The organism is Bradyrhizobium sp. Kon37, assembly GCF_055807535.1.
Map to the genome: position 1 here is coordinate 158,012 of NZ_JBVVOY010000012.1, position 23,310 is coordinate 181,321.

Annotated in this window: 23 protein-coding genes; 7 read left to right on the plus strand and 16 right to left on the minus strand. The window is 62.1% G+C overall.

The features are described from left to right. Positions 1–11: 11 nt before the first annotated feature. The 5 genes from AC0L3J_RS22400 to AC0L3J_RS22420 are packed head-to-tail and all read left to right on the plus strand — an operon-like array spanning position 12 to position 4,955. Entirely contained in the window at positions 12–1,031 is a 1,020-nt protein-coding gene (locus tag AC0L3J_RS22400; RefSeq protein ID WP_456768966.1) for an ABC transporter ATP-binding protein, read from the plus strand. 58 nt (positions 1,032–1,089) lie between these two features. Continuing rightward, a complete protein-coding gene (locus tag AC0L3J_RS22405; protein ID WP_456769852.1) occupies positions 1,090–2,343 on the plus strand; it encodes an ABC transporter substrate-binding protein in 1,254 nt (417 codons plus the stop codon). Between the two features lie 46 nt (positions 2,344–2,389). Next, positions 2,390–3,310, plus strand: a complete 921-nt coding sequence (locus AC0L3J_RS22410; protein ID WP_456768967.1) for a carbohydrate ABC transporter permease — start codon at positions 2,390–2,392, stop codon at positions 3,308–3,310. Next, complete coding sequence (locus tag AC0L3J_RS22415) at positions 3,307–4,116, plus strand: carbohydrate ABC transporter permease (RefSeq protein WP_456768968.1); 810 nt, start codon at positions 3,307–3,309, stop codon at positions 4,114–4,116. The genes AC0L3J_RS22410 and AC0L3J_RS22415 overlap by 4 nt, the downstream gene beginning before the upstream one ends. Further along, positions 4,116–4,955, plus strand: coding sequence for an endonuclease/exonuclease/phosphatase family protein (locus AC0L3J_RS22420; RefSeq protein WP_456768969.1), 840 nt, complete (start codon positions 4,116–4,118; stop codon positions 4,953–4,955). Before AC0L3J_RS22415 ends, AC0L3J_RS22420 begins: the two co-directional genes overlap by 1 nt. 212 nt (positions 4,956–5,167) lie before the next feature. On the opposite strand, the gene AC0L3J_RS22425 is transcribed toward AC0L3J_RS22420, so the two are convergent. The 3 genes from AC0L3J_RS22425 to AC0L3J_RS22435 form a co-directional block, all read right to left on the minus strand. Beyond that, positions 5,168–5,806, minus strand: a complete 639-nt coding sequence (locus AC0L3J_RS22425; protein ID WP_456768970.1) for a ZIP family metal transporter — start codon at positions 5,804–5,806, stop codon at positions 5,168–5,170. 404 nt (positions 5,807–6,210) lie between these two features. After that, on the minus strand, positions 6,211–7,083 hold the full coding sequence (locus AC0L3J_RS22430; protein WP_456768971.1) for an SDR family oxidoreductase: 873 nt from the start codon (positions 7,081–7,083) through the stop codon (positions 6,211–6,213). Then, complete coding sequence (locus AC0L3J_RS22435; RefSeq protein WP_456768972.1) at positions 7,080–8,921, minus strand: glycoside hydrolase family 15 protein; 1,842 nt, start codon at positions 8,919–8,921, stop codon at positions 7,080–7,082. Before AC0L3J_RS22435 ends, AC0L3J_RS22430 begins: the two co-directional genes overlap by 4 nt. A 443-nt stretch (positions 8,922–9,364) precedes the next feature. Here AC0L3J_RS22435 and AC0L3J_RS22440 point away from each other — a divergent pair, with 443 nt between their 5' ends. Then, the gene (locus AC0L3J_RS22440; protein ID WP_456768973.1) at positions 9,365–9,583 is read left to right on the plus strand and encodes a DUF6894 family protein; all 219 of its coding nucleotides are present in this window, start codon (positions 9,365–9,367) and stop codon (positions 9,581–9,583) included. A gap of 214 nt (positions 9,584–9,797) precedes the next feature. Here the strand turns inward: AC0L3J_RS22440 and AC0L3J_RS22445 are convergent, their stop codons facing one another. Next, positions 9,798–10,028: a hypothetical protein gene (locus AC0L3J_RS22445; protein WP_456768974.1), complete on the minus strand. Its 231-nt coding sequence runs from the start codon at positions 10,026–10,028 to the stop codon at positions 9,798–9,800. A 508-nt stretch (positions 10,029–10,536) separates the two neighbouring features. On the opposite strand from AC0L3J_RS22445, the gene AC0L3J_RS22450 reads away from it, so the two are divergent. Then, the gene (locus tag AC0L3J_RS22450) at positions 10,537–11,283 is read left to right on the plus strand and encodes a Crp/Fnr family transcriptional regulator (RefSeq protein WP_456768975.1); all 747 of its coding nucleotides are present in this window, start codon (positions 10,537–10,539) and stop codon (positions 11,281–11,283) included. 339 nt (positions 11,284–11,622) lie between these two features. Here AC0L3J_RS22450 and AC0L3J_RS22455 read toward each other — a convergent pair whose 3' ends face one another. The 12 genes from AC0L3J_RS22455 to AC0L3J_RS22510 all read right to left on the minus strand — a co-directional run bounded on the left by AC0L3J_RS22455 (position 11,623) and on the right by AC0L3J_RS22510 (position 23,297). Further along, the gene (locus tag AC0L3J_RS22455) at positions 11,623–11,922 is read right to left on the minus strand and encodes a cytochrome C oxidase subunit IV family protein (RefSeq protein ID WP_473348331.1); all 300 of its coding nucleotides are present in this window, start codon (positions 11,920–11,922) and stop codon (positions 11,623–11,625) included. Then, on the minus strand, positions 11,919–12,563 hold the full coding sequence (locus tag AC0L3J_RS22460; protein ID WP_456768977.1) for a cytochrome c oxidase subunit 3: 645 nt from the start codon (positions 12,561–12,563) through the stop codon (positions 11,919–11,921). The genes AC0L3J_RS22455 and AC0L3J_RS22460 overlap by 4 nt, the downstream gene beginning before the upstream one ends. Beyond that, positions 12,560–14,233: a cytochrome c oxidase subunit I gene (locus tag AC0L3J_RS22465; protein ID WP_473348332.1), complete on the minus strand. Its 1,674-nt coding sequence runs from the start codon at positions 14,231–14,233 to the stop codon at positions 12,560–12,562. The genes AC0L3J_RS22460 and AC0L3J_RS22465 overlap by 4 nt, the downstream gene beginning before the upstream one ends. Continuing rightward, a complete protein-coding gene (gene coxB / locus AC0L3J_RS22470) occupies positions 14,226–15,164 on the minus strand; it encodes a cytochrome c oxidase subunit II (protein ID WP_456768978.1) in 939 nt (312 codons plus the stop codon). The genes AC0L3J_RS22465 and coxB overlap by 8 nt, the downstream gene beginning before the upstream one ends. Further along, positions 15,161–15,937 (minus strand): thioredoxin domain-containing protein, encoded by a 777-nt coding sequence (locus AC0L3J_RS22475; RefSeq protein ID WP_456768979.1) that lies wholly within the window; start codon positions 15,935–15,937, stop codon positions 15,161–15,163. Before AC0L3J_RS22475 ends, coxB begins: the two co-directional genes overlap by 4 nt. Further along, positions 15,934–16,338, minus strand: a complete 405-nt coding sequence (locus AC0L3J_RS22480; protein WP_456768980.1) for a hypothetical protein — start codon at positions 16,336–16,338, stop codon at positions 15,934–15,936. Before AC0L3J_RS22480 ends, AC0L3J_RS22475 begins: the two co-directional genes overlap by 4 nt. Continuing rightward, on the minus strand, positions 16,328–17,212 hold the full coding sequence (locus AC0L3J_RS22485) for a hypothetical protein (protein WP_456768981.1): 885 nt from the start codon (positions 17,210–17,212) through the stop codon (positions 16,328–16,330). Before AC0L3J_RS22485 ends, AC0L3J_RS22480 begins: the two co-directional genes overlap by 11 nt. Before the next feature lie 182 nt (positions 17,213–17,394). Then, positions 17,395–17,925 carry a c-type cytochrome gene (locus AC0L3J_RS22490; RefSeq protein WP_456768982.1) on the minus strand — a complete coding sequence of 177 codons (531 nt, stop codon included), beginning with the start codon at positions 17,923–17,925 and terminating at the stop codon, positions 17,395–17,397. After that, positions 17,922–18,440: a DUF3341 domain-containing protein gene (locus tag AC0L3J_RS22495; RefSeq protein WP_456768983.1), complete on the minus strand. Its 519-nt coding sequence runs from the start codon at positions 18,438–18,440 to the stop codon at positions 17,922–17,924. The genes AC0L3J_RS22490 and AC0L3J_RS22495 overlap by 4 nt, the downstream gene beginning before the upstream one ends. Beyond that, a complete protein-coding gene (gene nrfD / locus AC0L3J_RS22500) occupies positions 18,437–19,804 on the minus strand; it encodes an NrfD/PsrC family molybdoenzyme membrane anchor subunit (protein WP_473348333.1) in 1,368 nt (455 codons plus the stop codon). Before nrfD ends, AC0L3J_RS22495 begins: the two co-directional genes overlap by 4 nt. Then, positions 19,801–22,656, minus strand: coding sequence for a 4Fe-4S dicluster domain-containing protein (locus AC0L3J_RS22505; protein WP_473348334.1), 2,856 nt, complete (start codon positions 22,654–22,656; stop codon positions 19,801–19,803). The genes nrfD and AC0L3J_RS22505 overlap by 4 nt, the downstream gene beginning before the upstream one ends. Next, entirely contained in the window at positions 22,644–23,297 is a 654-nt protein-coding gene (locus AC0L3J_RS22510; RefSeq protein WP_456768985.1) for a cytochrome c3 family protein, read from the minus strand. Before AC0L3J_RS22510 ends, AC0L3J_RS22505 begins: the two co-directional genes overlap by 13 nt. Between the last annotated feature and the right edge of the window lie 13 nt (positions 23,298–23,310).

The following is a 23,310-nucleotide window of genomic DNA, read 5'->3' on the forward strand; positions in this document are numbered from 1 at the left end:
GCGAACGGGCCATGTCAGCGATCACGCTGAGTCATGTCTCCAAGTTCTGGGGCGCGATGCGCGCCGTCGATGACGTCAGTCTGACGGCGGACGAGGGCTCGCTGCTGGTGCTGCTGGGACCGTCCGGCTGCGGCAAGTCGACCACGCTGCGGCTAATCGCCGGCCTTGAGGATGCTGACGCCGGCGCGATCGCCATCGGCGGCGTCGACGTGACCCATCTGACTCCGGCGCAACGGAAGATCTCCATGGTCTTCCAGTCGTACGCGCTGTTTCCGCATTTGAGTGTAGCCGAGAACATCGTCTTCGGCCTGCGTGTGCGGCGCGTGTCGCGCGCCGAACGAGACGAACGGCTCCGGCGTGTGGCCGAGATCGTTGGCCTTGCGCAGCTGCTTGAACGAAAGCCGTCGCAGCTGTCCGGCGGCCAGCGCCAGCGGGTTGCACTGGGGCGAGCCATCATTGCGGAAGCGCGGGTCTGCCTCATGGACGAGCCGCTTTCAAATTTAGATGCCAAGCTGCGGCATGAGATGCGGACGGAGATCCGCGCCCTGCAACAGCGGCTCGGAATGACGATGGTCTACGTGACCCACGACCAGACCGAAGCCATGACGATGGCGGATCGCGTCGTGCTGATGCGCGATGGTCGTATCGAGCAGAATGGCACACCGGAGGAGCTATACAATCGGCCAGCGACGGCGTTCACGGCGAGGTTCATCGGCACGCCGCCGATGAATCTGTTGCGCCACGGCGATCATCTCATCGGCATCCGGCCGGAGCATGTCCGCATCGTGTCGAGCGGAGATCATTTAGCGCGCGTAAGGGCGATCGAGCATCTTGGGGCCGACAGCATCGTTCTGTGCGAGGTCGATGGTCAGCCGATCTCTGTGCGGCTCGAAGGTTTCTGCAAGGTTCGGCCGGGCGAGGATGTCCGGATCGCGTGGGAACCCGGGCTCGAGCATCGGTTCGATTCGAATTCGGAAGCTCGCTTGGAGACCATCGTCACAGAGGGCCAGCGGGCGATAACCGGTCGATAGCAGCGGCTGTTTCAAACGCAGTAACGAAGGAGATTGTCACATGTTTGCGCGACGAACGATGTTGATGGCAGCGGCACTTGCCGTACTCTCGATGGCTGCACGCCCGGCCGCTGCGGTGGATCTGACCATGTACTATCCGGTCGCGGTCGGTGGTCCCGTCACCAAGATTATCGACGACATGGTCTCGCGCTTCGAGAAGGACAATCCCGACATCAAGGTGACGGCGGTCTATGCCGGCAACTACACCGATACGATGACCAAGGCGATGACCGCGATGAAGGGCGGGCAGCCGCCGCAACTGTCGGTGTTGCTGTCGACCGACGTGTTCACGCTGGTGGACGAGAACGCGATCGTGCCGTTTGACGGCCTCGTCGGCGACAAGGCCTGGTTCAGGGAGTTCTATCCGGCGTTCATGGCGAACGGGCAGATCGACGGCAAGACCTGGAGCGTGCCGTTCCAGCGTTCGACCATCGTGCTGTACTGGAACAAGGACGCCTTCAAGGAGGCGGGCCTCGATCCCGAGAAGGCGCCGGCGTCATGGGACGAATTGGTCGAGATGTCGAAGAAGCTGGTCAAGAAGGATGGCGGCAACACGACACGCTGGGGCATCGAAATTCCCTCGACCGGTTATGCCTACTGGATGCTGCAGGCGCTGGCGATCGAGAACGGCCAGAAGATGATGAACGAGCCCGGCAACGAGGTCTATCTGACCGCTCCGAAGACGGTCGCCGCCCTCGAGTACTGGGTCGACCTGTCGCGCAAGCACAACGTCGCCCCGGCCGGCAGCATCGATTGGGCGACGCTGCGCAACGATTTCCTCGAAGGCAAGACGGCGATGATGTGGCACACCACCGGCAATCTGACGGCGGTCAAGGACGCCGCGAAATTCCAGTTCGGTGTGGCCATGCTGCCGGCCAGGGAGCGGCGCGGATCACCGACCGGCGGCGGCAATTTCTACATCTTCAAGAGTGCGTCTCCCGACCAGCAGAAGGCGGCCGTCAAGTTCATTCAATGGATGACGGCTCCGGAACGCGCGGCGGAATGGAGCATGAAGACCGGCTACGTGGCGGTGTTGCCGGCCGCCTACAAGACGCCGGGGATGGAGGCCTACGCAAAGGGCTTCCCGCAGGCCACAGTTGCGCGCGATCAGTTGGAACATGCGGTGCCGGAGCTCTCCGTCCATGAGAACGGCCGCATCTACAAGTTTGTCGGCGATGCCGTGCAGGCTGCGATCACGGGCGCGCAGAAGCCGCAGGAGGCGTTGGCTGCCGCGCAGCAGCAGTCTGACCGCGTCTTGCGCGCCTACAAATAAGGACGTGGCGGGATGGCGCGCCGCTGCCATCCCCGCCGGCTCACAGATGTCCGACCAGGTCGCCTCATCGCCAATCGCCCCGCCCCGCGCCCGATCGCAGGCGTGGTGGAACACCGTGAACGCCTGGCTGCTGCTGTTGCCGGCGGCCGTCCTGCTGATCGCATTCACGCACTTTCCGATTCTGGCGACGATCCGGCATTCGCTGTTCGTCACGCGCCGGAATGGCACGGAGGCCTTCGTCGGGCTTGACAGCTATCGGTCCATGGCGGCCGATCCGATCTTCTGGAAGGCGCTGGTCAATAATTTCTGGTTCGCGCTCGGCACGATCCCGACCTCGATCGCCTTGGCTCTGGTGATGGCGATCTGGGTCAATCGCAACATGCGCGGCCGCGGCTGTCTGCGACTGGCCTACTTCACGCCGACCGTGCTGCCGATGATCGCCGTCGCCAACATTTGGCTGTTCTTCTACACGCCGGACTATGGGCTGCTCGATCAGTTGCGCGGCCTTTTCGGTCTCGGTGGCTGGAACTGGCTGGGCGATCCCTCGACGGTGATGAGCTGTCTGGTCGTGATGGTGATCTGGAAGGAGGCCGGCTTCTTCATGATCTTCTACCTGGCGGCGCTGCAGCAGCTCTCGCCGGACCTCGAGGAGGCCGCTTCCATCGAAGGCGCGAGCCGGTGGTACACGTTTCGCCGGATCACGTTCCCGCTGCTGATGCCGACCACGCTGTTCGTGGCGATCAACGCAGTCATCAACTCCTTCAAGTTGGTGGATCATCTGGTCATCATGACCAAAGGAGGTCCCAATAACGCCAGCACGCTGCTGCTCTACTACATTTATGAAGTTGCCTTCACCTTCCAGGATTCCTCTTACGCGGCAACACTGACGGTTGTGCTTCTGATGCTGCTGAGCTCGGTTGCGCTGATCAAGTTCGGTTATCTCGATCGCAGGATCCACTATCAATGAAAGGCCGGACACGCCCCATTGAAGCCGTCGCAGCATGGCTCCTGGCTTTGATCTGGCTCGCCCCATTGGCCTATGCCTTTTGGAGCGCGCTGCATCCGGCCGCTTACGCCACGTCGTTCAGCCTGTCCGCGCCCTGGACGCTGGAGAATTTTGCTCGGGCCTGGAACCAGGCGCCGTTCGCGCGGTACTATCTCAACACGGTCGTGCTGGTGACACTGATCCTGGTCGGTCAGCTCATCCTGTCGACGCTGGCGGCCTACGCCTTTGCGCGCTTCAGGTTCAGGGGCAGCGGCATCGCTTTCGCCCTCGTTCTGCTCCAGCTGATGATCATGCCCGACGTCCTGATCGTCGAGAACTACCGCGCGATCGCAAGGTTGGGATTGCTCGATACGATCCCTGCGATCGCGCTGCCCTATCTCGCGAGCGCCTTCGGCATCTTCCTGCTGCGGCAGACTTTCAAGGGTGTGCCCCAGGAGTTGGTGGAAGCCGCCCGGGTCGAGGGAGCGGGTCCGCTCGGAATCCTGTGGCGGGTCTATGTCCCGCTGGCTCGCCCGACCTACGTCGCCTTTGGCCTCGTCTCCGTCAGCTATCACTGGAACAATTTCCTGTGGCCGTTGATCGTCACGAATTCGGTGGAAGCGCGGCCGCTCACGGTGGGGCTTGCCGTGTTCGGCGCGCCTGAGACCGGTGTGGATTGGTCGGTGATCACGGCGGCAACCGTGATGACGATGGCGCCGCTGCTGATCGCGTTTCTGCTGTTCCAGCGTCAGTTCGTCCAGTCGTTCATGCGTGCAGGCATCCGGTAATGAGACTTCTCACCTGGAACATACAGTGCGGAAAAGGCTGCGACGGCGTGACCGATCTGGCTAGGATCGTTGCCGTCGCCCGGCAGACGCTCGACGCGGACGTGTTCTGTTTCCAGGAGGTGAGCGCGAATTTCCCGAGATTTGGTGATGGAGCGGATCAGAGCGTACAGCTTGCAGCCCTGTTGCCCGGCTACTCCGCAATATTCCGACCTGCAGTCGAAACTGTCGATCGTCATGGCAACCTCCATCGTTTCGGCAACATGACGCTGTCGCGGTTGCCAGTGCTGCAGATTGCCAACCACCTGCTGCCGTGGCCGGGTGCAGCCACGGTGCGCAGCATGCGCCGTCACGCCCTGGAGGTGACGGTTCAGGCCTCGTTTGGCGCGATCCGCGTCGTCAACACGCATCTCGAGTTTCATTCGGCCGGCCAGCGCGAGGCACAAATCGCGCGGCTGCTGGATTTGCAGGAGGAGGCGTCGATGAGCCCGAAACAGGCCGGCTCCCGGCACCATGAGCCGTATGGAAGTCAGACCGTCGCTGCATCGAGCCTGCTGTGTGGCGATTTCAATTTTGACGTTGCCGACCCTCTGCACGCATTGATTGCTCGATCCGGCCGGCCTGGCCTGACGTATCGGGATGCATGGACCGCCAATCGTCCCGGCCGAGCGCGTGCGCCGACTTGCGGAATCTACGACCGCGCGCAGTGGGCCGACGGGCCCGACTGCCGCGACTTCATTTTTGTAACGGAAAATTTGACCCGCTACCTTCGCAGCATCGAGGTCAACGAAGCGACCGATGCTTCCGATCACCAACCCATTGCAATCGAACTTTCGGAATAGAGGAATGGTGAAGCTACTAAAGAGTTGTCGTTGCAAGGGGCTGGCTTCCTAGATCTAGAGGTCCACTACGTGGCGATACGTCCGAACTCGGTCAAACAAAAAGAATGGCACGCCACGATGAACGCGGCGGCGGCTGACGCCGCCGCCGAATTAATTTGCTCTGGCAGGTGGGCCGACAACACGTGATTGATTCAGAAGGCGTCCAATGCCTTTTACGTTTGGCCGAGGTTAGAAATTGCGAAGGCGGCAAGCAAACCGACAACAACAAGCACGCCGGCCAGCTTCTGTTCGCCTTCGACAGCTTCCGGCACCATGGTGTTCACCACCATCGTGAGAAGAGCGCCCGCAGCTACGGCACTCACGGTAGCAACGACCTGAGGGGCAGCACCGCCCAAGAAGGCTGCTCCTAAGGAGGCGGCAAGTCCCGAAAGGACGGTGATCGCGGTCCAAAGGCCAAAGATATAGGTCGCGGAACGGCCAGCCGCTCGCATGCCGAGCGCACTCGAAAGGCCTTCTGGGAAATTGGATAGAAAGATAGCGGCGAGCATCGCGATGCTAATGCCCTTGCCGCTCAACAGCCCCAGACCCAGGACAACGCTTTCCGGAATACCGTCGAGAAGTGAGCCGACGGCAATCGCCAGGCCTCCGCCTTCGCTGGCGTTGACCTGCTGGTCCCCTGACCGCTTGCGGGAGTGCGCTCCTTCTCGGGAGATCGCCCAATCGGCAAGAGCATAGGTGGCAGAGCCTGCCATCGCACCCGCAACGATGGGCCAGATGCCGCCTTCCTGGTATCCGTCCTCCAGAAGGTCATAGGCCACGGCCGAAATCAGCACGCCGCAGCCGAAAGACATGACCCCTGCAGTAACGTACCGAGGCAGCCTGAAGACGAATGCGACGGCGGCTCCCAGGAGCAACGATGAGGCCCCAAGCAGCCCCCAAAGACCCGCAGCAAGCCAGACGGGCATGGGGGCCTCCGCTACTTTTCGGGACGTAGCGAGGACGAGGTCTGGCGAGGTGCTTTTTCCTCTTTTCCATGGCCCTTCTTCGGAGAGGTGACGGAATGGCGCTTCAGAGCGGACGCCAATGCTCTCGCTACCTCGTGGGCGACCTTGCCTGCGGCCACTGCCCGTGCGCCATTTGGCAATGTTCATTCCTCCTTTTTGCCGGAAGACCCCATGCCGCAACACCCGCATGCTTTGGCCGTTCCGATTTAAGCCCCTTACACTTGGTTGAGAATGGTGGTGTGCGGCTGTGACTATCCCCCGCTCGCAAAGCCCGGGAAAAGCATCATGCCGCCGTCGATGAACAAGGTGGTGCCAACCACGTAGTCGGCCGCATCTGAAACCAGCCACGCGACCGCCTGCGCGATATCGTTTGGCTCACCGATGCGCCGATAGGGGACCAGTGTCATCAGGCTGTCGTAGGCTTCCTTGGTTTCCCAGGCGGGTCGGTTGATCGGTGTACGGATCGCTCCAGGCGCGACGCCATTGACCCGGATCCCCAGCGGAGCAACCTCTTGCGCCAAGCTTCGCATCATCTGCATGACGCCTCCCTTTGAGGCCGCATAGTTCGCATGACCCGCCCAGGGGATCTCCTGATGGACGGAGCTCATGCAGAGGAGTTTGCCCGCTGCGGCGGAGATGTTCTTCACTACACCTCGTCTCTTGAACTCACGGATCGCTTCTCTGGCGCAGAGGAACTGGCCGGTGAGATTGACGCCGATGACTGTGTTCCACTGTTCGAACGTCATCTCGTGAAACGGCGCATCACGCTGCAATCCGGCATTGTTCACTACGATGTGCAGAGTTCCAAAGTGATCTATCGCCTTGCCGAACATCGCCCGGACGTCTTCTTCGTCGCTGACGTCGGCCTTGATCGTGATCGCCTTCCGGCCAAGCGCCTCGACTTGATGCGCCACGTCGTCCGCTGCTTGCGGGTCAGCGACGTAGTTGACCACCACATCAGCGCCAGAGGCCGCGAGCCCAAGGGCCACTGCGCGCCCGATTCCCGAGTTTGCCCCCGTCACTAGCGCGGGCTGTCCTTCCAGCGCGATCGGAAAGCGAACCGGCCCTTGAGGTCGCGCCTCCGGAGCCGGTGAGGCAGCAGGATCGATCGGCCTCTCTGTCATACGGGTCTCCTCGTGGTGCCCATACTTTCTTGTCCCTTGCTCGGGAGCGCTTTCTTGCTACCGCGGTGCTCCGAAGGCTTTTGGCGGTGAGTGAGATTGTGCGCTGTGTTCACCAGAGCGATATGAGAAAAGGCCTGGGGAAAGTTGCCGACCAACCGATTCCGCCCGGTGTCGTACTCTTCCGACAGCAGCCCGACGTCATTGCGCAGAGCAAGAAGACGCTCGAACATTGCTTTGGCGTCAGCATCGCGGCCGATCAGGTGATAGGCATCGGCCAACCAGAAGCTGCAGGCCAGAAACATCCCTTCGCCAGGCGGCAGGCCGTCCTTGGTCGCCTTCGTATCGTATCGCTGCACAAAGCCGTCCTTGAGCAACTCGCGTTCGACAGCTTCAATGGTCGATATCACCCGCGGATCTTCGGGCGGCAAGAAACCTACCGCCGGGATCAGCAGCAGGGATGCGTCGAGTTGGGACTCTCCGTAGACCTGAACAAAGGTCTTTCGCTGTTCATCGTAGCCGCGCTGACAGACATCTTTCTGAATGGCGGCGCGTTGCGCTTTCCAATCGTCCACGGGACCGCGCATCCCGAACTCGTCGGTCGATTTGATGGCTCGGTCGAAAGCCACCCACGCCATGATCTTCGAATAGGTGAAATGCTTGGCTCCACCTCGCACTTCCCAAATACCTTCATCAGGCTCTGTCCAAATTCCTTTGAGATGATCGAGGAGGGCACATTGGATCGCCCATGCTCGCTTGTTCTCGGGGAGGCCGCCTCGACGGGCCTGGTATAATGCGTCCATCAGCTCGCCATAGACATCAAGCTGGAGCTGGTTGTGCGCCGCGTTGCCGATACGCACCGGTTTTGAGTTTTCGTATCCCGACAGCCAGGGCACCTCCCACTCGGTCAGCCTGCGCTCACCCGTGACGGCGTACATGATCTGCAACTGGTTCGGACTTCCTGCCACGGCGCGGATGAGCCAGTCTCGCCAGGCCCGCGCCTCGTCGTAGTAGCCAGCCCCCATAAGAGCCAACAGCGTCAGGGTGGCATCCCGGACCCAGCAGAAGCGATAATCCCAATTGCGAGACCCGCCAATTTGCTCCGGAAGGGAGGTTGTCGCCGCAGCGACAATGCCGCCGCTTGGGGCGAACGTCAGTGCCTTGAGAGTAATGAGAGATCTCAGAACCTGGTCTGAATATGGCCCCGCCGCTTCACAGCGGGCTGACCAAGCGCGCCAGAAACTTTCTGTACGATCGAGGAGAAGCGACGGATCGTCAGGGGAGGCTGGATCTTCATACGATGTTTGGTAGGAGAGAACAAAGGCAGCGCGTTGGCCCGGTTCGACGGAGAACGCGCCGACTGTCTTCATCGATTTGCCGTGCAGCGGCACCGCCGTTCTTAGCACCAGCATGGACGCTCCCGCGACCAAGCTGACCGCACCATCCTTTAGGCGGCTCACCCAGGGTACACTGACCCCATAGTCGAACCGCGCGACCAGCTCGGTTCGCATCTCGACGGATCCTTCCAGGCCCTCAACGATCCTGACGAGGTTCGACACGCCCGTCTTGGGCGGCATGAAGTCCACGAGACGTGCACGGCCGGTCTCCGTCGCGAAGACGGTCTCCAGGATCAACGTGCCTGGCAGGTAGCGACGCTCGGTCGTATATCGGCCGATCGGGCGAAGACTCCAATATCCGTTCTTCTCGTCCCCCAGCAGCCGCCCGAAGCAGCTGTCGGAATCGAACCGCGGGAAACAGAGCCAATCGATTGAGCCGTCGCGCCCGACTAGTGCGCCGGTCTCGCAATCACCAATAAGCGCGTAGTCTTCGATCCGAGCCATCAGGACACCCTTAATGGTCAATGGAAAGCCGCGCTTCCGGTTCCGCACTCAGCTCGTCCCCAGCATGTACTTTCGTTTAGAGCGCTGGCAACGTGGAACAGAGACCGGACGCCGCGCGTCCTCATTGACCCCTTCCTTGAAAGCTGTTCGATGATCGCGGGCTCTTGCGGTGCTTTTTCGCCCAGCGAGGGACCGAGGCTGGGGTGTTGCACCTACAACGCCGAAGGGGAGCAAGTCGTTGGTTGAACTGTACGCTGCAGCAGGGATTCTGCCGGTGAGCCTGAATTTTCTCGTCATGGGCGCATGTCTGTAACCGGAACATCGGCGGCACGCACATTGAGAGTTTATGGCTTGTGCGGGAGCGTACCAAAATGCGAGCCACTGAACCTCTGCCGCGCGAATCTGCAGCTATGATGTTCTAACGACCTGACGACGGGGACAGCATGGTGCCGCGATACTTCTTCCACATCCACAATCACAAATGCTTTAGGGACTACGATGGAGAAGATCTGCCGGACGATAGCGCTGCATGGCGCGAGGCGCTGCGGACTCTAAAGACACTCGAGAGCAACCTCGACCCTGGGCAGCATTGGCGCCTTTCGGTGCGCGGTCCTCGTGGTCCGCTTTTTGAGATCAGTATCGAGACCGCACGCTTGAGCTGACCGGGAATTGTCTCAGTGCTTGCAGTGCGCGCGGGTCGGTCAACTAGCGAAAGCAGCGCGCCAGTTTCCTGGAGCTTGCCTGACTAGGTCGGAAGAGAGCCCGTCCGGACGTGCATGCGCTAGTCAGCATAGCGCATCAGCACTTCTCCCGCACGCGCCACTTGTTGAACTCTCGACCGGCTCTCTGGTCATATTGGCCGTATGTCGGGTCTAACTAGTTCTGATGGTTGGCCAACTTCCTGCGATTTCTCACCGCGCGATCAAGGGTTGCGAACATCTGAATAACGGCGTCTCGTGCGGCCGCATGGTATGGAAGTCCGCTGTACGCAACGGCGCGCGCGATCTCCAGCTTGATTTCGTCGGTCCTATAGATGTGAGGCAGAGATCGAAACGTCCCATCAATTGCCTCCTCCATCCGATTGGCCATTTGGGTGTCGATCAACATCGTAGCCTCGCTCTGGACCTTGGACCCGTCACGCCTTCAGCTCAGGTGTGACGCCACCGCTGGTCCCCATTCCCCTGAACTACAATATAGTTCTGAACGGGGCTAATTCTTGCCCTTTTGCTGCGAATTGGTACGACACCGTGCATGCAACGGTCATGCTGGAGATATGCCAGGGGCTCGCTCGAGAGGGGGCGGTTTCTTAGATTCCGAGGGGCAGCACTTGTGGGTCGGTGGAGATGCTCGAGCACGTCCGAACCTTCGCCGGCCTTACGGTCAACTCCACCGGATGTGCCAAGTAGTAGTAAGAGATTGATATCGCGATGCCGAAACAGGCCGGGGAGAGTGGGCGAAATGGGACGCTTGCCTGGACACAGGTTAGTGCAGCTACCACGTTAACAGCAGAGTCGGAGCCAATATGCCCGGCAGTTGACAAAACGTAACTTGCGCCCCGATACAATGTGGGGAATCATCGGCAGAGTTCTTTCAATTGTGCGTCGGAGCCGCGGCCTTGAACGAAGTCGCAATGTGCGTCCAGGTAACCGCGCCCGTGAGGCAGAACCGATTGCTCCGGTTACTGCCCGAAGAGGAGCTCGTATCGATCACGTCCATGGGCGAGCAGGTGCAGCTTCGCCCTCGCCAAATCCTTCACCACTGGCGCTCCCCTCTGGAGCACGTCTATTTCCTTACAGACGGTCTGGTATCTGTGGGTGGGAAGGTCGGGGAGAACGAATACGTAGAGGCTTGGCTCATCGGCAGTGAAGGCGCGGTCGGCGCCCTACTTCTGCTGACAGGCCAAGCGCACGCACCACCGCACCGGCGGGTGGTACAGGTTGGCGGTTCGGCATTGCGGCTATCCTCTTCCGATTTCCTTGAACTCGCGGATCGCCTTCCGACGTTCCGTCAAACTCTACATCGCTATCTCGCGGTGGTCTTGGTGCAGACGTCCCAGGCCAGCGTTTGCAATGCAGTTCATTCGCTTAAGCAGCGGTTGGCGCGCTGGCTACTGGTAGCCTGCCAAGGCTTAGACGACCATAATGTGCCGCTCACACACGATGTCCTCAGCAGGTTACTTGGAGTGAGGCGCGCAAGTGTAACTGAATGCTTGAGCGATCTTGAGGACCAGGCCGTAATCAGCACCTGCCGCGGGCACATCGAAATCACGAACCCAGACCTTCTTCGACAAACTTCTTGCGGCTGCTTCCAGATGATCCATCGGGAGTACATCCGCCAGCTCGCCGGTGGACAATTTTCGTAGCTATTGCCCGATCTCCCACTTTTTTACGATCGTCTCGCCTGGGAGGTACCAGCTGCCTACCGGCGAGCAGGCTGGCTGGCTTTGTCGCGAATGGTCGGGTGTCCCAGATCCGAGAACTGCTGTTGGCAGGATGACCGGCAGCGCAGCCGCAGCAATTCGCACGACCTGAAGCCTGCCGGATGCTCGATGCGGCCCCAGGGCGGACCGGTGTGTGAGGAGAGTTGGTCGTGATCGCAGGGATCCGTTTCAGCGAGTACCGCTATCACTGGAGCAGCCGAATACCAGATCGGCGAGATGTGAACTGATATTCGGCACGAAGTGAGCCGTACAGGCGCAGTGTTAATGCCGCGCGAGTACGTCAGCGAGCGTTAATGCAAACATCGCGATCAGGAAAACCAGACCTGACATCGCCGTGATCCGAAGCAGCGGCTTCCATGCGACGAGTTCCATGAATAGCAGGACGACAAGGCCAGATTTCACCGCTGCGATGATGATGCCGGCAGCTGTCGTGATCCTTCCCATCGGGACGTAAGCAAGGGCGAGGCTAAGCAGGAGAAGCGCGAGCAGCGCAACCCAGATCACAAGATTTTTTTGCCATAACCGGCGAGCAGTGACAGGTTGTCTTTCTGCGCCCCTCATGATGCGCGTCCCGGCAGGTAGATCAGCGGGTAGAGGAAAATCCAGATGATATCGACGAGGTGCCAGTACAACGCTGTGACCTCGAGCTCGGGATTGTCCCGCGTGGGAAGCTCGCGCCGGTACAGCACCCAGAACAAGCGGCTGACCAGTGCAATACCGATCGACAGGTGAATCGCGTGCACACCCGTGATCAGCCAATAAATCCCATAGAACAGTTGCGCTCCCGGCTGAGGCAGCGCGAAGTCGGCACCAGGCACGAGGTGCTTATCAATGTCCTCCTTGTACTCAAATCCTTTGATGACAATGAAGGCGACACCGAGCAAGGCGGTGGTCAACAGGCAAGCAAGCACGAGCCTGCGCAGCTGCGCTGGCGCTTCCGCCGCCTGCGACGCCATGGCCATTGTCAGGCTGCTGGTCAACAAGACCGCGGTGTTGACCGTGCCATACCAGATGTTCGTCTCGCGCCCAGCCGCGGCGAATGCGCCCGGATGCTCGATCCGGCAGATCGTGTAGGTGAGCAGCAGGGCGCCGAAGAACAGCATCTCGCTGGCAAGGAAGACCCAGATGCCGAACTTGCCGGCCTCGCGCTGCCGAGCGAAGTCGAACCAGGGCTCTCGCAACAGTGCACTGTCGTCGCTCATTGCGTTTCCCTCGCGTTCTGCACTTCGGGAGGATCGGTCCCGGCGGACATGCCTTCGGCGTGGTAGTCGTAGGGCGCGCGATCGACGCGGGGTTGCCGGTCGAAGTTCTTCGGCGGAGGTGGAGACGTGGTGGTCCACTCCAGGCCCGTGGCTCCCCACGGATTCTTGGTGGCCTTTCCGCCGTAGAACAGCGACCAAGTCAAATAGCCGAGCGGCAGCAGATAGGCCGCGGCCAGCACCGCTGCGCCGGCCGATGACATGACATTGTAGATCTGAAACTCTGCCGGATAGGTGTGATAGCGGCGCGGCATCCCGAGATAGCCCGCGAAGAACTGCGGCAGGAACGTCATGTTGAAGCCTGAATACATCACGATGGCGGCAAACTTTGCCCAAGCCTCCGGGTAGAGCTTGCCCGTGACCTTCGGCCACCAGAAATGCAAGCCGGCGAAGAACGCGGAGACCGAGCCGCCCACCATGATGTAGTGGAAGTGCGCGACGACAAAGTAGGTGTCGGTGACATGAATGTCCACGGGGATGGAGGCCAGGAACAGCCCTGAGAGACCGCCGGTCGTGAACAACCCGACGAAGCCGAGCGCATAGAGCATCGGGGATTCGAAGCTGATCTGGCCCCGATACAGCGACGCGGTCCAGTTGAAGACTTTGATGGCGGAAGGGACCGCGATGATGAAGGAGAGGAAGGAGAACACCAAGCTCGCCAGTGCCGATTGTCCGGACACGAACATGTGGTGCCCCCACACGAAGAAGCCGATGCCAGCGATCGCTAGCATCGCGTACACCATGAAATCGTATCCAAAAATGCGCCTCCGCGCGAAGCAGGGAATGATCTCGGAAACGACCCCCATGGCCGGCAGAACCATAATGTAGACGGCGGGATGCGAGTAGAACCAGAACAAGTGCTGGAACAGGATCGGATCTCCGCCACGAGCGGGATCAAAGATCGGCAATCCCAGCACGCGCTCGGCGATCACGAGCAGAAGGGAGATCGCCAACACCGGAGTGGCGAGCACCATGATCAGCGCGGTTGCATAGATCGCCCATACGAATAATGGCAGCCGAAACCATGTCATGCCGGGAGCGCGAAGCATGTGTGTGGTAGCGATGAAATTCACACCAGTCGCGATGCTGGCAAACCCGACGACGAAGACGCCGGCCGCTGCCGCGAAGACGTGGCTGTTTGAGAACATCGACGAATAGGGCGTGTAGAACGTCCAGCCGGTGTCGACGCCACCGGCGACCAGCGCATAGACCGTGAACGCGCCAGCCGCGACCGTCAGGTACCAGCTGAACAGATTGAGTCGCGGAAAGGCCACGTCCGGAGCGCCGATCATCAGCGGCAGCAGAAAGTTACCAAAAGTATTCGGTATGGACGGCACCAGGAAGAACCAGACCATGATGATGCCGTGGAACGAGAACAGCTTGTTGTAGGTGTCCGACGTCAACAGCCAGCCGTTTGGCTCGAACAGTTCAAGCCGGACAAGGGTGATGGCGGCCCCGCCCAGGAAGAAGAAGAACGTGATGGTGATGGCGTAGAGAATTGCGATGCGCTTGTGGTCGGTAGTGGTGAGCCAGGACGAAATCGTCGAGCCATGGCGCAGATAATCGGGGCGCGGCGGCAGTGGCAGGTTTCCGGCGAGCAAGGCATCAGTCATTTTGCTCCTCCCCGAGTGTGCGGATATAGGCGGTCAGGCTCTGGATCTCACCGTCGTCGAGCAGTCCCTTGAAGCTCGGCATGATGGGCTCATAGCCGGCGACGATGTCGCGCTTCGGCTGCAAGATCGAGTCGCGGATGTAGGCCTCGTCGGCAGTGACGGTACGCCCGTCGGCAAGCTGCACTGCGCGGCCATAGATGCCTGCGAGGCGCGGTGCGTGGACGTTTGAGGAGCCGGCGTGACAGCCCGAGCAGCCTTGCGACACGAACAGCTTGGCTCCATCATGAGCAAGATCGTCGCCTTCGGGCTGCTGGACCAGCCATTTGGCATACTCGTCTTGGCGCATGACGACGATCTTGCCGCGCATCATGGAGTGATCGGTGCCGCAATATTCGGCGCACAGCAGCGGGAAGGTGCCGGTCTTGCTGGCCTGAAACCAGATGTCGGTGTCGCGGCCAGGCAGCACGTCCTTCTTGACCCGAAACGCGGGGACGAAGAAGGAATGGATGACGTCCTGCGAACTCATCAGAAGATGGACCGGCTGGCCCAGCGGCACATGCAAGGCGTTGATTTCGCGCGCGCCATTCGCGTGCTGTGTCTTCCACATCCATTGCTTGGCAACGACGTGGATCTCGAGTGAGCCGGAGGGCGCGGCGAGGCTGCTGAGGTCGGCAGAGGAGGCCCACCAGAACAGAAAAGCGAAGGTGAGCAGTGTGGCAAGAGTCCAGCCGATCTCGAACTCGCGGCTGAGGACGTCCGGCATCGGGCCGCGTTTGGCGGATGACCCGCGGCGATAGCGGACGGCAAACAGCAGGATGAGCCCGAACACCAGCACGACGGTGGCGCCGGACAGGAACAGCAAGAGATAGAAGATATGGTCCACCGTGACGGCGTGGGTACTCGCTTCCGGGAGCCTGAACGGCGAGTTCATACTGAGGCTCCGCGTCGCCTGCTGCGCACCAGCATCCCGCCGATGAAGCCGGCGAGTATGGTCACCGTCGAGGCACCGGCGATCTGCAGGATGGCGGTGATCCGGCGGGTATAGATGCCGTGCACCGCGTCAAAGCCGTAGCAGAGCAGCGCAATCCGCCCGGAAAGGCCGCCGATGCGACCGTTGCCCGCTTCTAGCAACGCCAGGCGGAGGTCACGCGGCTGCAAAGCCAGGCTCGACAGCGTTCGGACCACATGTCCGTCCGCCGCGAGGGTGACGAAAGCGGCCGGATGCGCAATCGCATCATGGCTGCTGTCGGACTCGGTATGATACCCGATCGCACCGAGCAAGGCGCCGACGCTGTCGCTCGACCCCGTCAAGACCGACATTCCCGCTCCCTCGATCTGACCCTGAGTGAACTGGCGTGCGTCATCGATCGCGTCGCGCGGATCAATCCCGACCACCACCACACTATAGTCGCGTCCCGCGGCAAGCCCCGTCTGCTGCAGGGCGGAGCTTGCGATGGTTAGCGCCGGGCCGCAAATCTGCTTGCAGGTAAAGTCCGCCGGAATCAGCAGCGTCGGCCGTTCGCCAATCGCGTTGGCGAGGGAGACGGTGTCGCCCCTGAGCTCCTTGAACTGCAAGGCCATGGGCACGCGTGCGCCTGGAGGAGGATCGAACGCGACCCGTCCGATCTGTTGTTCCGTCAAACCCGCGCAGGCCAGTTCGGGCCAAAGTGCCAGTGCGATGATGACGAAGAGTGCCTGCCTCATTGGCTGCCTCCACCCTCATTGGAGCGGGAGCTTGCACTGGCCTCAGGGGGGTCATAGGCGTGCTCGCCGCGCCCGGCGATCAGCCGCATCGCCTGCTCGATCGGGATACGGGCGATGCCATGATCGCGATCGACCCAGCCATAAGAGGAAAGCGCATCGTGCTGCGCGGCCTCGAACCGGCTGAGATCGTTCTGCGGTGCCTTCTGCAGCTCAGGCTGGGGAAACCGCTGCTCTGTTCTCGGCGCGAGCGCGGCCGGCGCCTGGGCCTTCAGGAACAGCAGCAGTCCCGCAATCGCGACGGCGACGAACAGTAGGAATCCGCCGACAGCGATTAGGACGATGCGGTTATTGATCTCGGCGGGCTGCGGCAGTGCGCGGCTGCCCATCTCTTCATTCGGCATGGGGCGGCTCCGTGGGGACGAAGCGATCAGAAAAAAGCATCGAAGCGACGATCAAGACGATGAGCGCGCCAGCGCCTGTCGCGGCAACGGAAGCTTGCGCGGCAAAGGCCGGAACGATCAACCAAGCCAGGTGCAGGGCCGTCCCGATCAGCAGCAGCAGGCCGACAATGCGTAGGCCTGCGCGGCTGCGTCGGATGGCCTGGAACAGCAGCATCGTCAGCGGGAGCACCGCGCCGAACCCAAAGCTTGCGACCAGCATCATTTTCCATGCGCCGGTGCCACGCTTGAGGAACCAGCCGGCTTTGTCGGGCAGATCGCCGTACCATGCGACGACGAACGTCATGTATTCGAGATAGACCACGCCCAGCAATGTTGCGATGAGCAGGCCGCCGATATCGCCTGCGACCTTGCCCTCGAGCTCCGGTGTTCCAATGACGGCGACCACGGCTAGCGCAACCAGCAACTGCTGCATCGCGATCATCGATGCGAACGCGGTGGCGACGTAATGCGGTTCGATGGAGAGGAACCAGTCGACCGCAACCATACTGATCATGAACCCAAAGAACGCGAGGCCGAGCGCGGCCAACAGTCGCGCGCCGGCGCCGGCAGCAAAGGTCACGCCGAGCACGGACCATCCGATCAATGCGATAACGGCGCGCGCAAGGAACGAGGGCTGGGTCAGATACCAGCGTGCGACATCCGGCCTGATCTGCCCGGGATCCGCCGCCCATGGATAGATGTAAGGCAGCGCGGCCAGTATCGGGACGAAGGCGATTGCGACGAGGGGCATCATGACTGCTAGGGGTCGTAGCACCGGTCCGGCCGCGAAGCCCCAGCGGCCGCCGGTCAAGCGATGAATGAGCAGCAGCGTCATGCTGCCGATCGGCGCGCAGCTCCAGATCGCAAATCCCACGAGCCAGCCCTGGAGCAGGCTCGGATAAGGGCCGAGTCTCCCGGCCGCGAGCACGAGCCCAGATGCGAGCAAGACCAATACGAGGCCCGCGGCTGTTCGCGGCGTCCTGATTGCTCTCAGGGCAGGTCTGCGGAGCACGGCGGTCACGGCAGCTTGCTCCTCAGCTCCGGGACGTTGGCGACGTCTGTGTGCTGGGACTGCTGCAGCGCGCGGATATAGGCAACGATGGCCCAGCGGTCACGTGGCTCGATGCGCGCGGCGTAGGAATACATCGCGCCGTAGCCGTTGGTGATCACGTCGAAGAAGTACTGAGTATCGGCCGAGCGGAGGCGGGCGGAATGGTAGGAGGGCGGTGCGGGAAAGCCGCGCTGCACGATCATGCCGTCGCCGTGGCCGGAGAACCCGTGACACGGTGAGCAATAGATGTCGTAGCGCTCGCGGCCGCGGGACAGCAGCACCATGTCGACCGCCGGTGGCTTGGTGGCCTGCTGCAAGCGGTCGAGATCGCCCTGTGCAACGACCCCTTGCGGCAAGGCCTGCGCTTCGGTGCCATCCTTGAACAGCCCTGCCTTCGAGAACGTCCGATAGCGATTCTGCTGAGACATGGAATAGTCGCCGCAGCCGGCGAGCGCCGATGACAGCAACAGCAGCCATGGCAGCGCGCGGGCGGTCATGGCGTGCGCAGCTCCGTGACCGCCACGGCGCCGGCCTCCCAGAGGACCCTCCTCAGCTCGTTCGGGTCGCCGTCCGAGGCGGTTAGCAGGAAGTAGCGATCTTGCGTCGCGCGTTCGAAGCCCGGAATCTCGAACAGAGCGTCGTGCAGGCGCGGCAGGCGGCACGACCAAAGAAAGGCGATGACGCCGGCGAGCGCGGCGGCGAAGACTCCGACCTCAAACGGCACCAGCAGGAACACCTGCCAGGAGTTCAGTGGACGTCCGCCGCTGTTGATGGGATAGTTGATCACCGCGCTGTACCATTGCAGTCCGAAGGCGAATGCTGCAGTTCCGAGGCCCCCGGCGAGCATCACACCTCGAATTGCGGATCGGCTCTGCCCAAGCTGTTCGGCTAGGCCTTCGATCGGATACGGCGCGAACGTTTCGAGGGCGGCGTGTCCGACGGTACGCACGCGCTGCAGGGCCGCCTTCAGCGCCTCACCGTCGAGGAATTCCGCCACAAGCTTGGCCGTCATGCCGCGGCCTCCTCATGAGCGAGCTCGCGCACGTCGAACATTGATATGCTCGGGACCAGCCTCACGAAGATCAGGAACAGGAAGGCGAAAAAGCCGAGCGGCGCGACAAGAAAGCTCCAGTCCCAGAACGTGAAGTGAAACGTGCGCCACAGGGACGGCATGTAACCGTGCGAAAGCGTATTCCAGACGATGAGGATCCGCTCCAGCCACATTCCGATGTTGATCGCAATCGCGATCGGAATCAGAATGAGCAGCGATCGGCGCGCGAACGGCCACCAGAGTAGCTGCGGGATCAGGCAATTGCAGGCCAGCAACGCCCAGAACAGGGGCGCGTAGGTGCCGGTGAACTCAAACCGCACCAGTTCGCGCTCACTGTGCTCGCCGCCATACCAGCCCATGAACCATTCCGTCGCGTAGGAATAGAACATGATGATCGAGGCCATCAGCAGGATGCGGGCAATCGCGTCGAAATGGCGTCGCGTGATGATCGCCTGAAGGCTGAGGCCCCAGCGGATCGCCGCCGCCAGCACCACGACCATCGCGAATCCGGAATACATCGCGCCGACCACGAAATAGGGTGGGAAGATGCTCTCCTGCCAACCGGGCATCAGGCTCGCCGCGAAGTCGAGACCGACGATCGAGTGCACCGAGCAGACCAGAGGCACGCCGAGGGCGGCCATCGTGGTATGCAGCGTCTGCAGGCGCGACCACTCGCGCGACGAGCCGCGCCATCCCAGCGCAAATACGCCGTAGAGCAGCTGGCCGGCACGGTATGGCGTGCGGTCGCGCATGGTCGCAAGGTCCGGGATCAGGCTGACATACCAGAACAGAATGGAGAACAGCAGGTAGCTGACGATGGCCCAGAAGTCCCACACCAGGGCACTGCGCCATTGCGGCCAAAGCGCCATGGTGTTCGGATAAGGTGCGAGCCAATAAGCGTAGATCGGTCGTCCGAGGTGAACGATAGGCATCAGCCCGGCGATCGCAACCGCAAACAGCGTCATGGCTTCCGCGAAGCGGTTGATCGAGGCGCGCCATCTTTGCCGAGTTAACAGCAGCATCGCCGAAATCAGCGTGCCGGCATTGCCGATGCCAATCCACCAGACATAGTTGGCGATCGCGACCCCCCAGACCACAGTGGAGTTGATGCCCCAAATGCCGATGCCCCGGTAGAACAGCCAGGCGATTGCCACGAACAGCCAGAGCACGAAGGGCACGGTGATAAGCAGCGCCAGCCACCATGTTTTACCGAACCCGGTGAAGAGCGGATCAGCTACGGCCTGGGTGACTGCGGGGTCTCCTGCCCGCGCGGCCGAGATCCAGCGGTGCGCCGGAGGATGCTGCGGAAGGAGAACTTCGCTCATGTCCGCCCCTCCGGCTCGGAAGGTGCGGGATTGCGCACATCGGCAAGGTAGGTGGTGCGCGGCCGCGTGCCGAGGTGGCCGAGCAAGGCATAGTGGCGCGGGTCGGCTTTCCTGTGGTTGATCTCTGCGTTAGCCTGGTTCAGGTCTCCGAAGCTGATGGCACGGGTCGGGCATGCGTTCTGGCAGGCTGTCTGCACCTCGTCTGGACCGAGCGGCCGGTCCTCACGTTCCGAGGCGCGACGTGCGCCGCTGATGCGCTGGACACAGTATGTGCATTTTTCCATGACGCCGCGGGCGCGGACGGTCACCTCCGGGTTCTTCTGGCCGCGATAGGATTCCGCGCCGAGATTACCGTATTCATCGCCGTCGGCATAACCGAAGAAGTTGAAGCGACGAACCTTGTAAGGGCAGTTCGCCTCGCAGAAGCGGGTGCCGATGCAACGATTATAGACCTGCGCGTTTAGGCCCTCACTGTCGTGGACGGATGCGGCGACAGGGCAGACGGGCTCGCACGGGGCGTGCTCGCAATGCATGCAGGGTACCGGCTGAAAGCCGATCTGGGGACTGTTCGCCGAGCCATGATCGTAGCCATCGACGCGCATCCAGTGCATGTCGCGCCCCATCGCAACCTGCTCGGGACCCACCACAGGGACGTTGTTCTCGGCCTGGCAGGAGACCACGCAGGCATTGCAGCCGATGCAGACTGAAGTATCGATCACCATCGCCCAGGCATGCCCGTCGCCGGGCTTCACGCTCGGCGGCATCAGGCTGGGTGGATCCGGGTCGACTGGCCGTGGCAGCGGCTGGCCGAGCTGATACAGCGGATAGAGTTCGCGCACATCTTCCGGCGTCCGGACGATGTTCTGAGTCGTAAGGACCGGCTCATGGCGCCCCGTCGGCTTAATCGAAACCTGCGGCAAATGCCATCGGTTTGCGGATGTCCGGATGGCATAGGCGTTGGCACCGACTCCGTTGCCGATCGCGCCCGCCTTCTGCCGGCCTCCGCCCAGCGTGAGCGCGCAGACGCCGACGGCCATTCCGGGTTCGGCCAGCACCGGTACCTCCACGGATCGGCCGTTCGCACCAAGCGTGACCACATCCCCCGGCGATAGCCCAAGGCGGGCCGCCGCGTCCGGATGCAGCGCAAGCGCATTGCCCCAGACCTGCTTCGTCAGTGGTTTCGGGCACTCCTGTAGCCAGGCATTGTTGGCGAATGAGCCGTCCCAGACGCTAGGATCAGGGCGCAAAACCAGCCTGATCTCATTGTCGTGGTTGTTGTCAGATTTCAAATCCGGGAGAGACGGCAGTAACGGTGCAGACGGCACGGCCGGCGCTGGAGCGCTTCCGGCGATGACGCCGTCGTGCAGCACACGCCGCCACCACGCCTCGAAATCGCCGGACGCGGCGCTCCGCCATGTCGCCCGTACGAGATTATGAGCGCTTGCATCCCATTCTCCGGCGAGCCAGGCGGCAAGCTCGTGATCGCCAAAGCTGTCGTAGAGCGGCTTGATCAGCGGCTGGACGATGCTTGCCGTCCCGTCGATGGCGCGCAAGTCCGACCAGGCCTCCAGGGGGTGACGTTGGGGCACGTGCCAGGTCGCGACCGCCGCGGTCTCGTCGGCGTAACCGCCCATATGGAGCCGGAAGGTCGCCTTCTGCGCCCGCGCTTCGAACTGCAGGTCGGCCGGCGCGTCATAAACCGGATTGGCACCGATCATGATGAGCTGGCGCACACGTCCGGCCCCAAGGTCGTCCGCGAGTTGCTCCAGCGTTCCGGCCTGCCTGCCGGACGGGGTTTGATCGAGCGGGCTGATCAGTTGAACGGGCGCATTCACCTGAGCGTTGATCCAATGCACCAGCGCGTGCCCCTCTTTCGATAGTGTTGGGCCCGCAACGAGGAGCGCCTCGCCTTTGTGGCCAGTCAGGTCCGCCGTGATCTTCCGCAGCAGCACGCGCTCGGGCTCCGGGAGTTCGGCTGCGCCGGCTGGAACTCCTAGCTGCCGGGCGAGTGCAGCCGCGAACCGCTCGATTGCCTCGGGACGGAGCGCAAGACGTTCGTCCGCCTTCGCGCCCGTGACGGTAAGGGCGCTCTCGATACAATAGAGACGCGAGAACCCGTTCGCGTCGCCGCGCCGCGTGGCGAACCCGCGGCCGATCCGTATCTGGTCCGGCCCATGGCCCAGCGGATCGGCATCGAGCGCAACGATCACACGCGCCTTTGCGAAGTCAGGCACGCTGCACAGCGGCTGACCGTAGGCAAGTTGCGCACCTTCGCGTGCGTTCGCGTCATCGGTCGGGTCGTAGGCGTGCCAATTCGCAGCGGGCAATGCCTGAAGCAAGCCGTCGATCTGGCGCAGCAGCGTGGGCGAGGTGGTACGGCCCGTCAATAACCGCAGGCCGTCGCCCTTGCGGCTGCGCGCGTCGGTAAGCTCGGCCATTAGGGCCCGATGCAAGGTTTCACGCGGAGCGATGGCGCCATTGTGAAGGATGGTGCGCGAACGGTCCGGATCGTAAAGCGACAGCACGGCCGCCTCGGCGAAGACGTCGGTGGCGCCGAGGCTGCCGGGGTGACGGGGGTTGCCCTCCACCTTGGTCGGGCGGCCGTCGATCGATGTCACGATCACGCCGCGCCCGATCCCTGCCAGGGCGAGCGTCGTCGCGAATTTCAGCGGTTCGCCCGGGACGATCCGTTCCGGCATCTCGACATAGGGAATGATCTGCTCGCTCGGTTTGCTGCAGGCCGCGAGCCCGCTGGCCATGCCGGTCGCGAGCAGGCCAAGCGCCTGTCGGCGGTTGAGCTTGCTGCGCCCGGCCGGGGCCGGGCGCGTGGGCAATTCCTTTAGCGATGGCATACGGTGCAGTCCGTCAGGTGAGCGGTTTTGATGTGATAGCTCGCTGCGAGCTTGTGTCCGATGTCGGCCTGGTTCTGCGGCGGCTGCCACTTCGGATCGAATACGGCCTCTTGGGAACGCAGGTAAGGTTCGGGCGCGCGATGGCAGTCCAGGCACCATTGCATGGTGAGGGGTGCGGCCTGCCGCATCAGCCGCATCTGCCCGACGTCGCCGTGGCAGGTTGTGCAGCCGACGCCATTGGCGATATGGACCGAATGATCGAAATACACGTAATCGGGAAGCCGGTGGACGCGCTGCCACGCAATCGGCTGGTTCTTGGCGAGGCTCTCCCGTACCGGGGCGAGCATCTGCGCGTTGGTCCAGATCTGCGAATGGCAGGTCATGCAGGTTTCCGTCGGGGGAACGCCGGCGAAGCGCGCCTTCTCGACCGAGGTGTGGCAATAGCGGCAGTCGAGGCCGAGCCCGGACACATGATGCTCATGACTGAAGGGCACCGGTTGATTGCGAGTAACGTTCTGGTCCGTGACATAGGGCGAGCGCATTAGCTCGTAGGACAAACCGACGGCGAGAACGGGCGCGGCACCGATCGCAGCGATAACGAGCGTCGCGATCGTATTTGCGCCCGGGCGGAACAGCTGCATTCATCCGCCCCCC

Bases quoted from the DNA above. Each gene is read 5' to 3' on its own strand.
- AC0L3J_RS22400 (WP_456768966.1), top strand. From the start codon at position 12: ATGTCAGCGATCACGCTGAGTCATGTCTCCAAGTTCTGGGGCGCGATG.
- AC0L3J_RS22435 (WP_456768972.1), bottom strand. From the start codon at position 8,921: ATGGCTCGGATCGAAGACTACGCGCTTATTGGTGATTGCGAGACCGGC.
- AC0L3J_RS22460 (WP_456768977.1), bottom strand. From the start codon at position 12,563: ATGAGCGACGACAGTGCACTGTTGCGAGAGCCCTGGTTCGACTTCGCT.
- AC0L3J_RS22405 (WP_456769852.1), top strand. From the start codon at position 1,090: ATGTTGATGGCAGCGGCACTTGCCGTACTCTCGATGGCTGCACGCCCG.
- AC0L3J_RS22430 (WP_456768971.1), bottom strand. From the start codon at position 7,083: ATGACAGAGAGGCCGATCGATCCTGCTGCCTCACCGGCTCCGGAGGCG.
- AC0L3J_RS22485 (WP_456768981.1), bottom strand. From the start codon at position 17,212: ATGACGCTGCTGCTCATTCATCGCTTGACCGGCGGCCGCTGGGGCTTC.
- AC0L3J_RS22425 (WP_456768970.1), bottom strand. From the start codon at position 5,806: ATGTCTTTCGGCTGCGGCGTGCTGATTTCGGCCGTGGCCTATGACCTT.
- AC0L3J_RS22420 (WP_456768969.1), top strand. From the start codon at position 4,116: ATGAGACTTCTCACCTGGAACATACAGTGCGGAAAAGGCTGCGACGGC.
- AC0L3J_RS22495 (WP_456768983.1), bottom strand. From the start codon at position 18,440: ATGACGGCCAAGCTTGTGGCGGAATTCCTCGACGGTGAGGCGCTGAAG.
- AC0L3J_RS22510 (WP_456768985.1), bottom strand. From the start codon at position 23,297: ATGCAGCTGTTCCGCCCGGGCGCAAATACGATCGCGACGCTCGTTATC.
- AC0L3J_RS22455 (WP_473348331.1), bottom strand. From the start codon at position 11,922: ATGAGGGGCGCAGAAAGACAACCTGTCACTGCTCGCCGGTTATGGCAA.
- AC0L3J_RS22440 (WP_456768973.1), top strand. From the start codon at position 9,365: ATGGTGCCGCGATACTTCTTCCACATCCACAATCACAAATGCTTTAGG.
- AC0L3J_RS22415 (WP_456768968.1), top strand. From the start codon at position 3,307: ATGAAAGGCCGGACACGCCCCATTGAAGCCGTCGCAGCATGGCTCCTG.
- AC0L3J_RS22445 (WP_456768974.1), bottom strand. From the start codon at position 10,028: ATGTTGATCGACACCCAAATGGCCAATCGGATGGAGGAGGCAATTGAT.
- AC0L3J_RS22480 (WP_456768980.1), bottom strand. From the start codon at position 16,338: ATGCCGAATGAAGAGATGGGCAGCCGCGCACTGCCGCAGCCCGCCGAG.
- AC0L3J_RS22465 (WP_473348332.1), bottom strand. From the start codon at position 14,233: ATGACTGATGCCTTGCTCGCCGGAAACCTGCCACTGCCGCCGCGCCCC.
- nrfD (WP_473348333.1), bottom strand. From the start codon at position 19,804: ATGAGCGAAGTTCTCCTTCCGCAGCATCCTCCGGCGCACCGCTGGATC.
- AC0L3J_RS22505 (WP_473348334.1), bottom strand. From the start codon at position 22,656: ATGCCATCGCTAAAGGAATTGCCCACGCGCCCGGCCCCGGCCGGGCGC.
- AC0L3J_RS22490 (WP_456768982.1), bottom strand. From the start codon at position 17,925: ATGACCGCCCGCGCGCTGCCATGGCTGCTGTTGCTGTCATCGGCGCTC.
- AC0L3J_RS22410 (WP_456768967.1), top strand. From the start codon at position 2,390: ATGTCCGACCAGGTCGCCTCATCGCCAATCGCCCCGCCCCGCGCCCGA.
- AC0L3J_RS22475 (WP_456768979.1), bottom strand. From the start codon at position 15,937: ATGAGGCAGGCACTCTTCGTCATCATCGCACTGGCACTTTGGCCCGAA.
- coxB (WP_456768978.1), bottom strand. From the start codon at position 15,164: ATGAACTCGCCGTTCAGGCTCCCGGAAGCGAGTACCCACGCCGTCACG.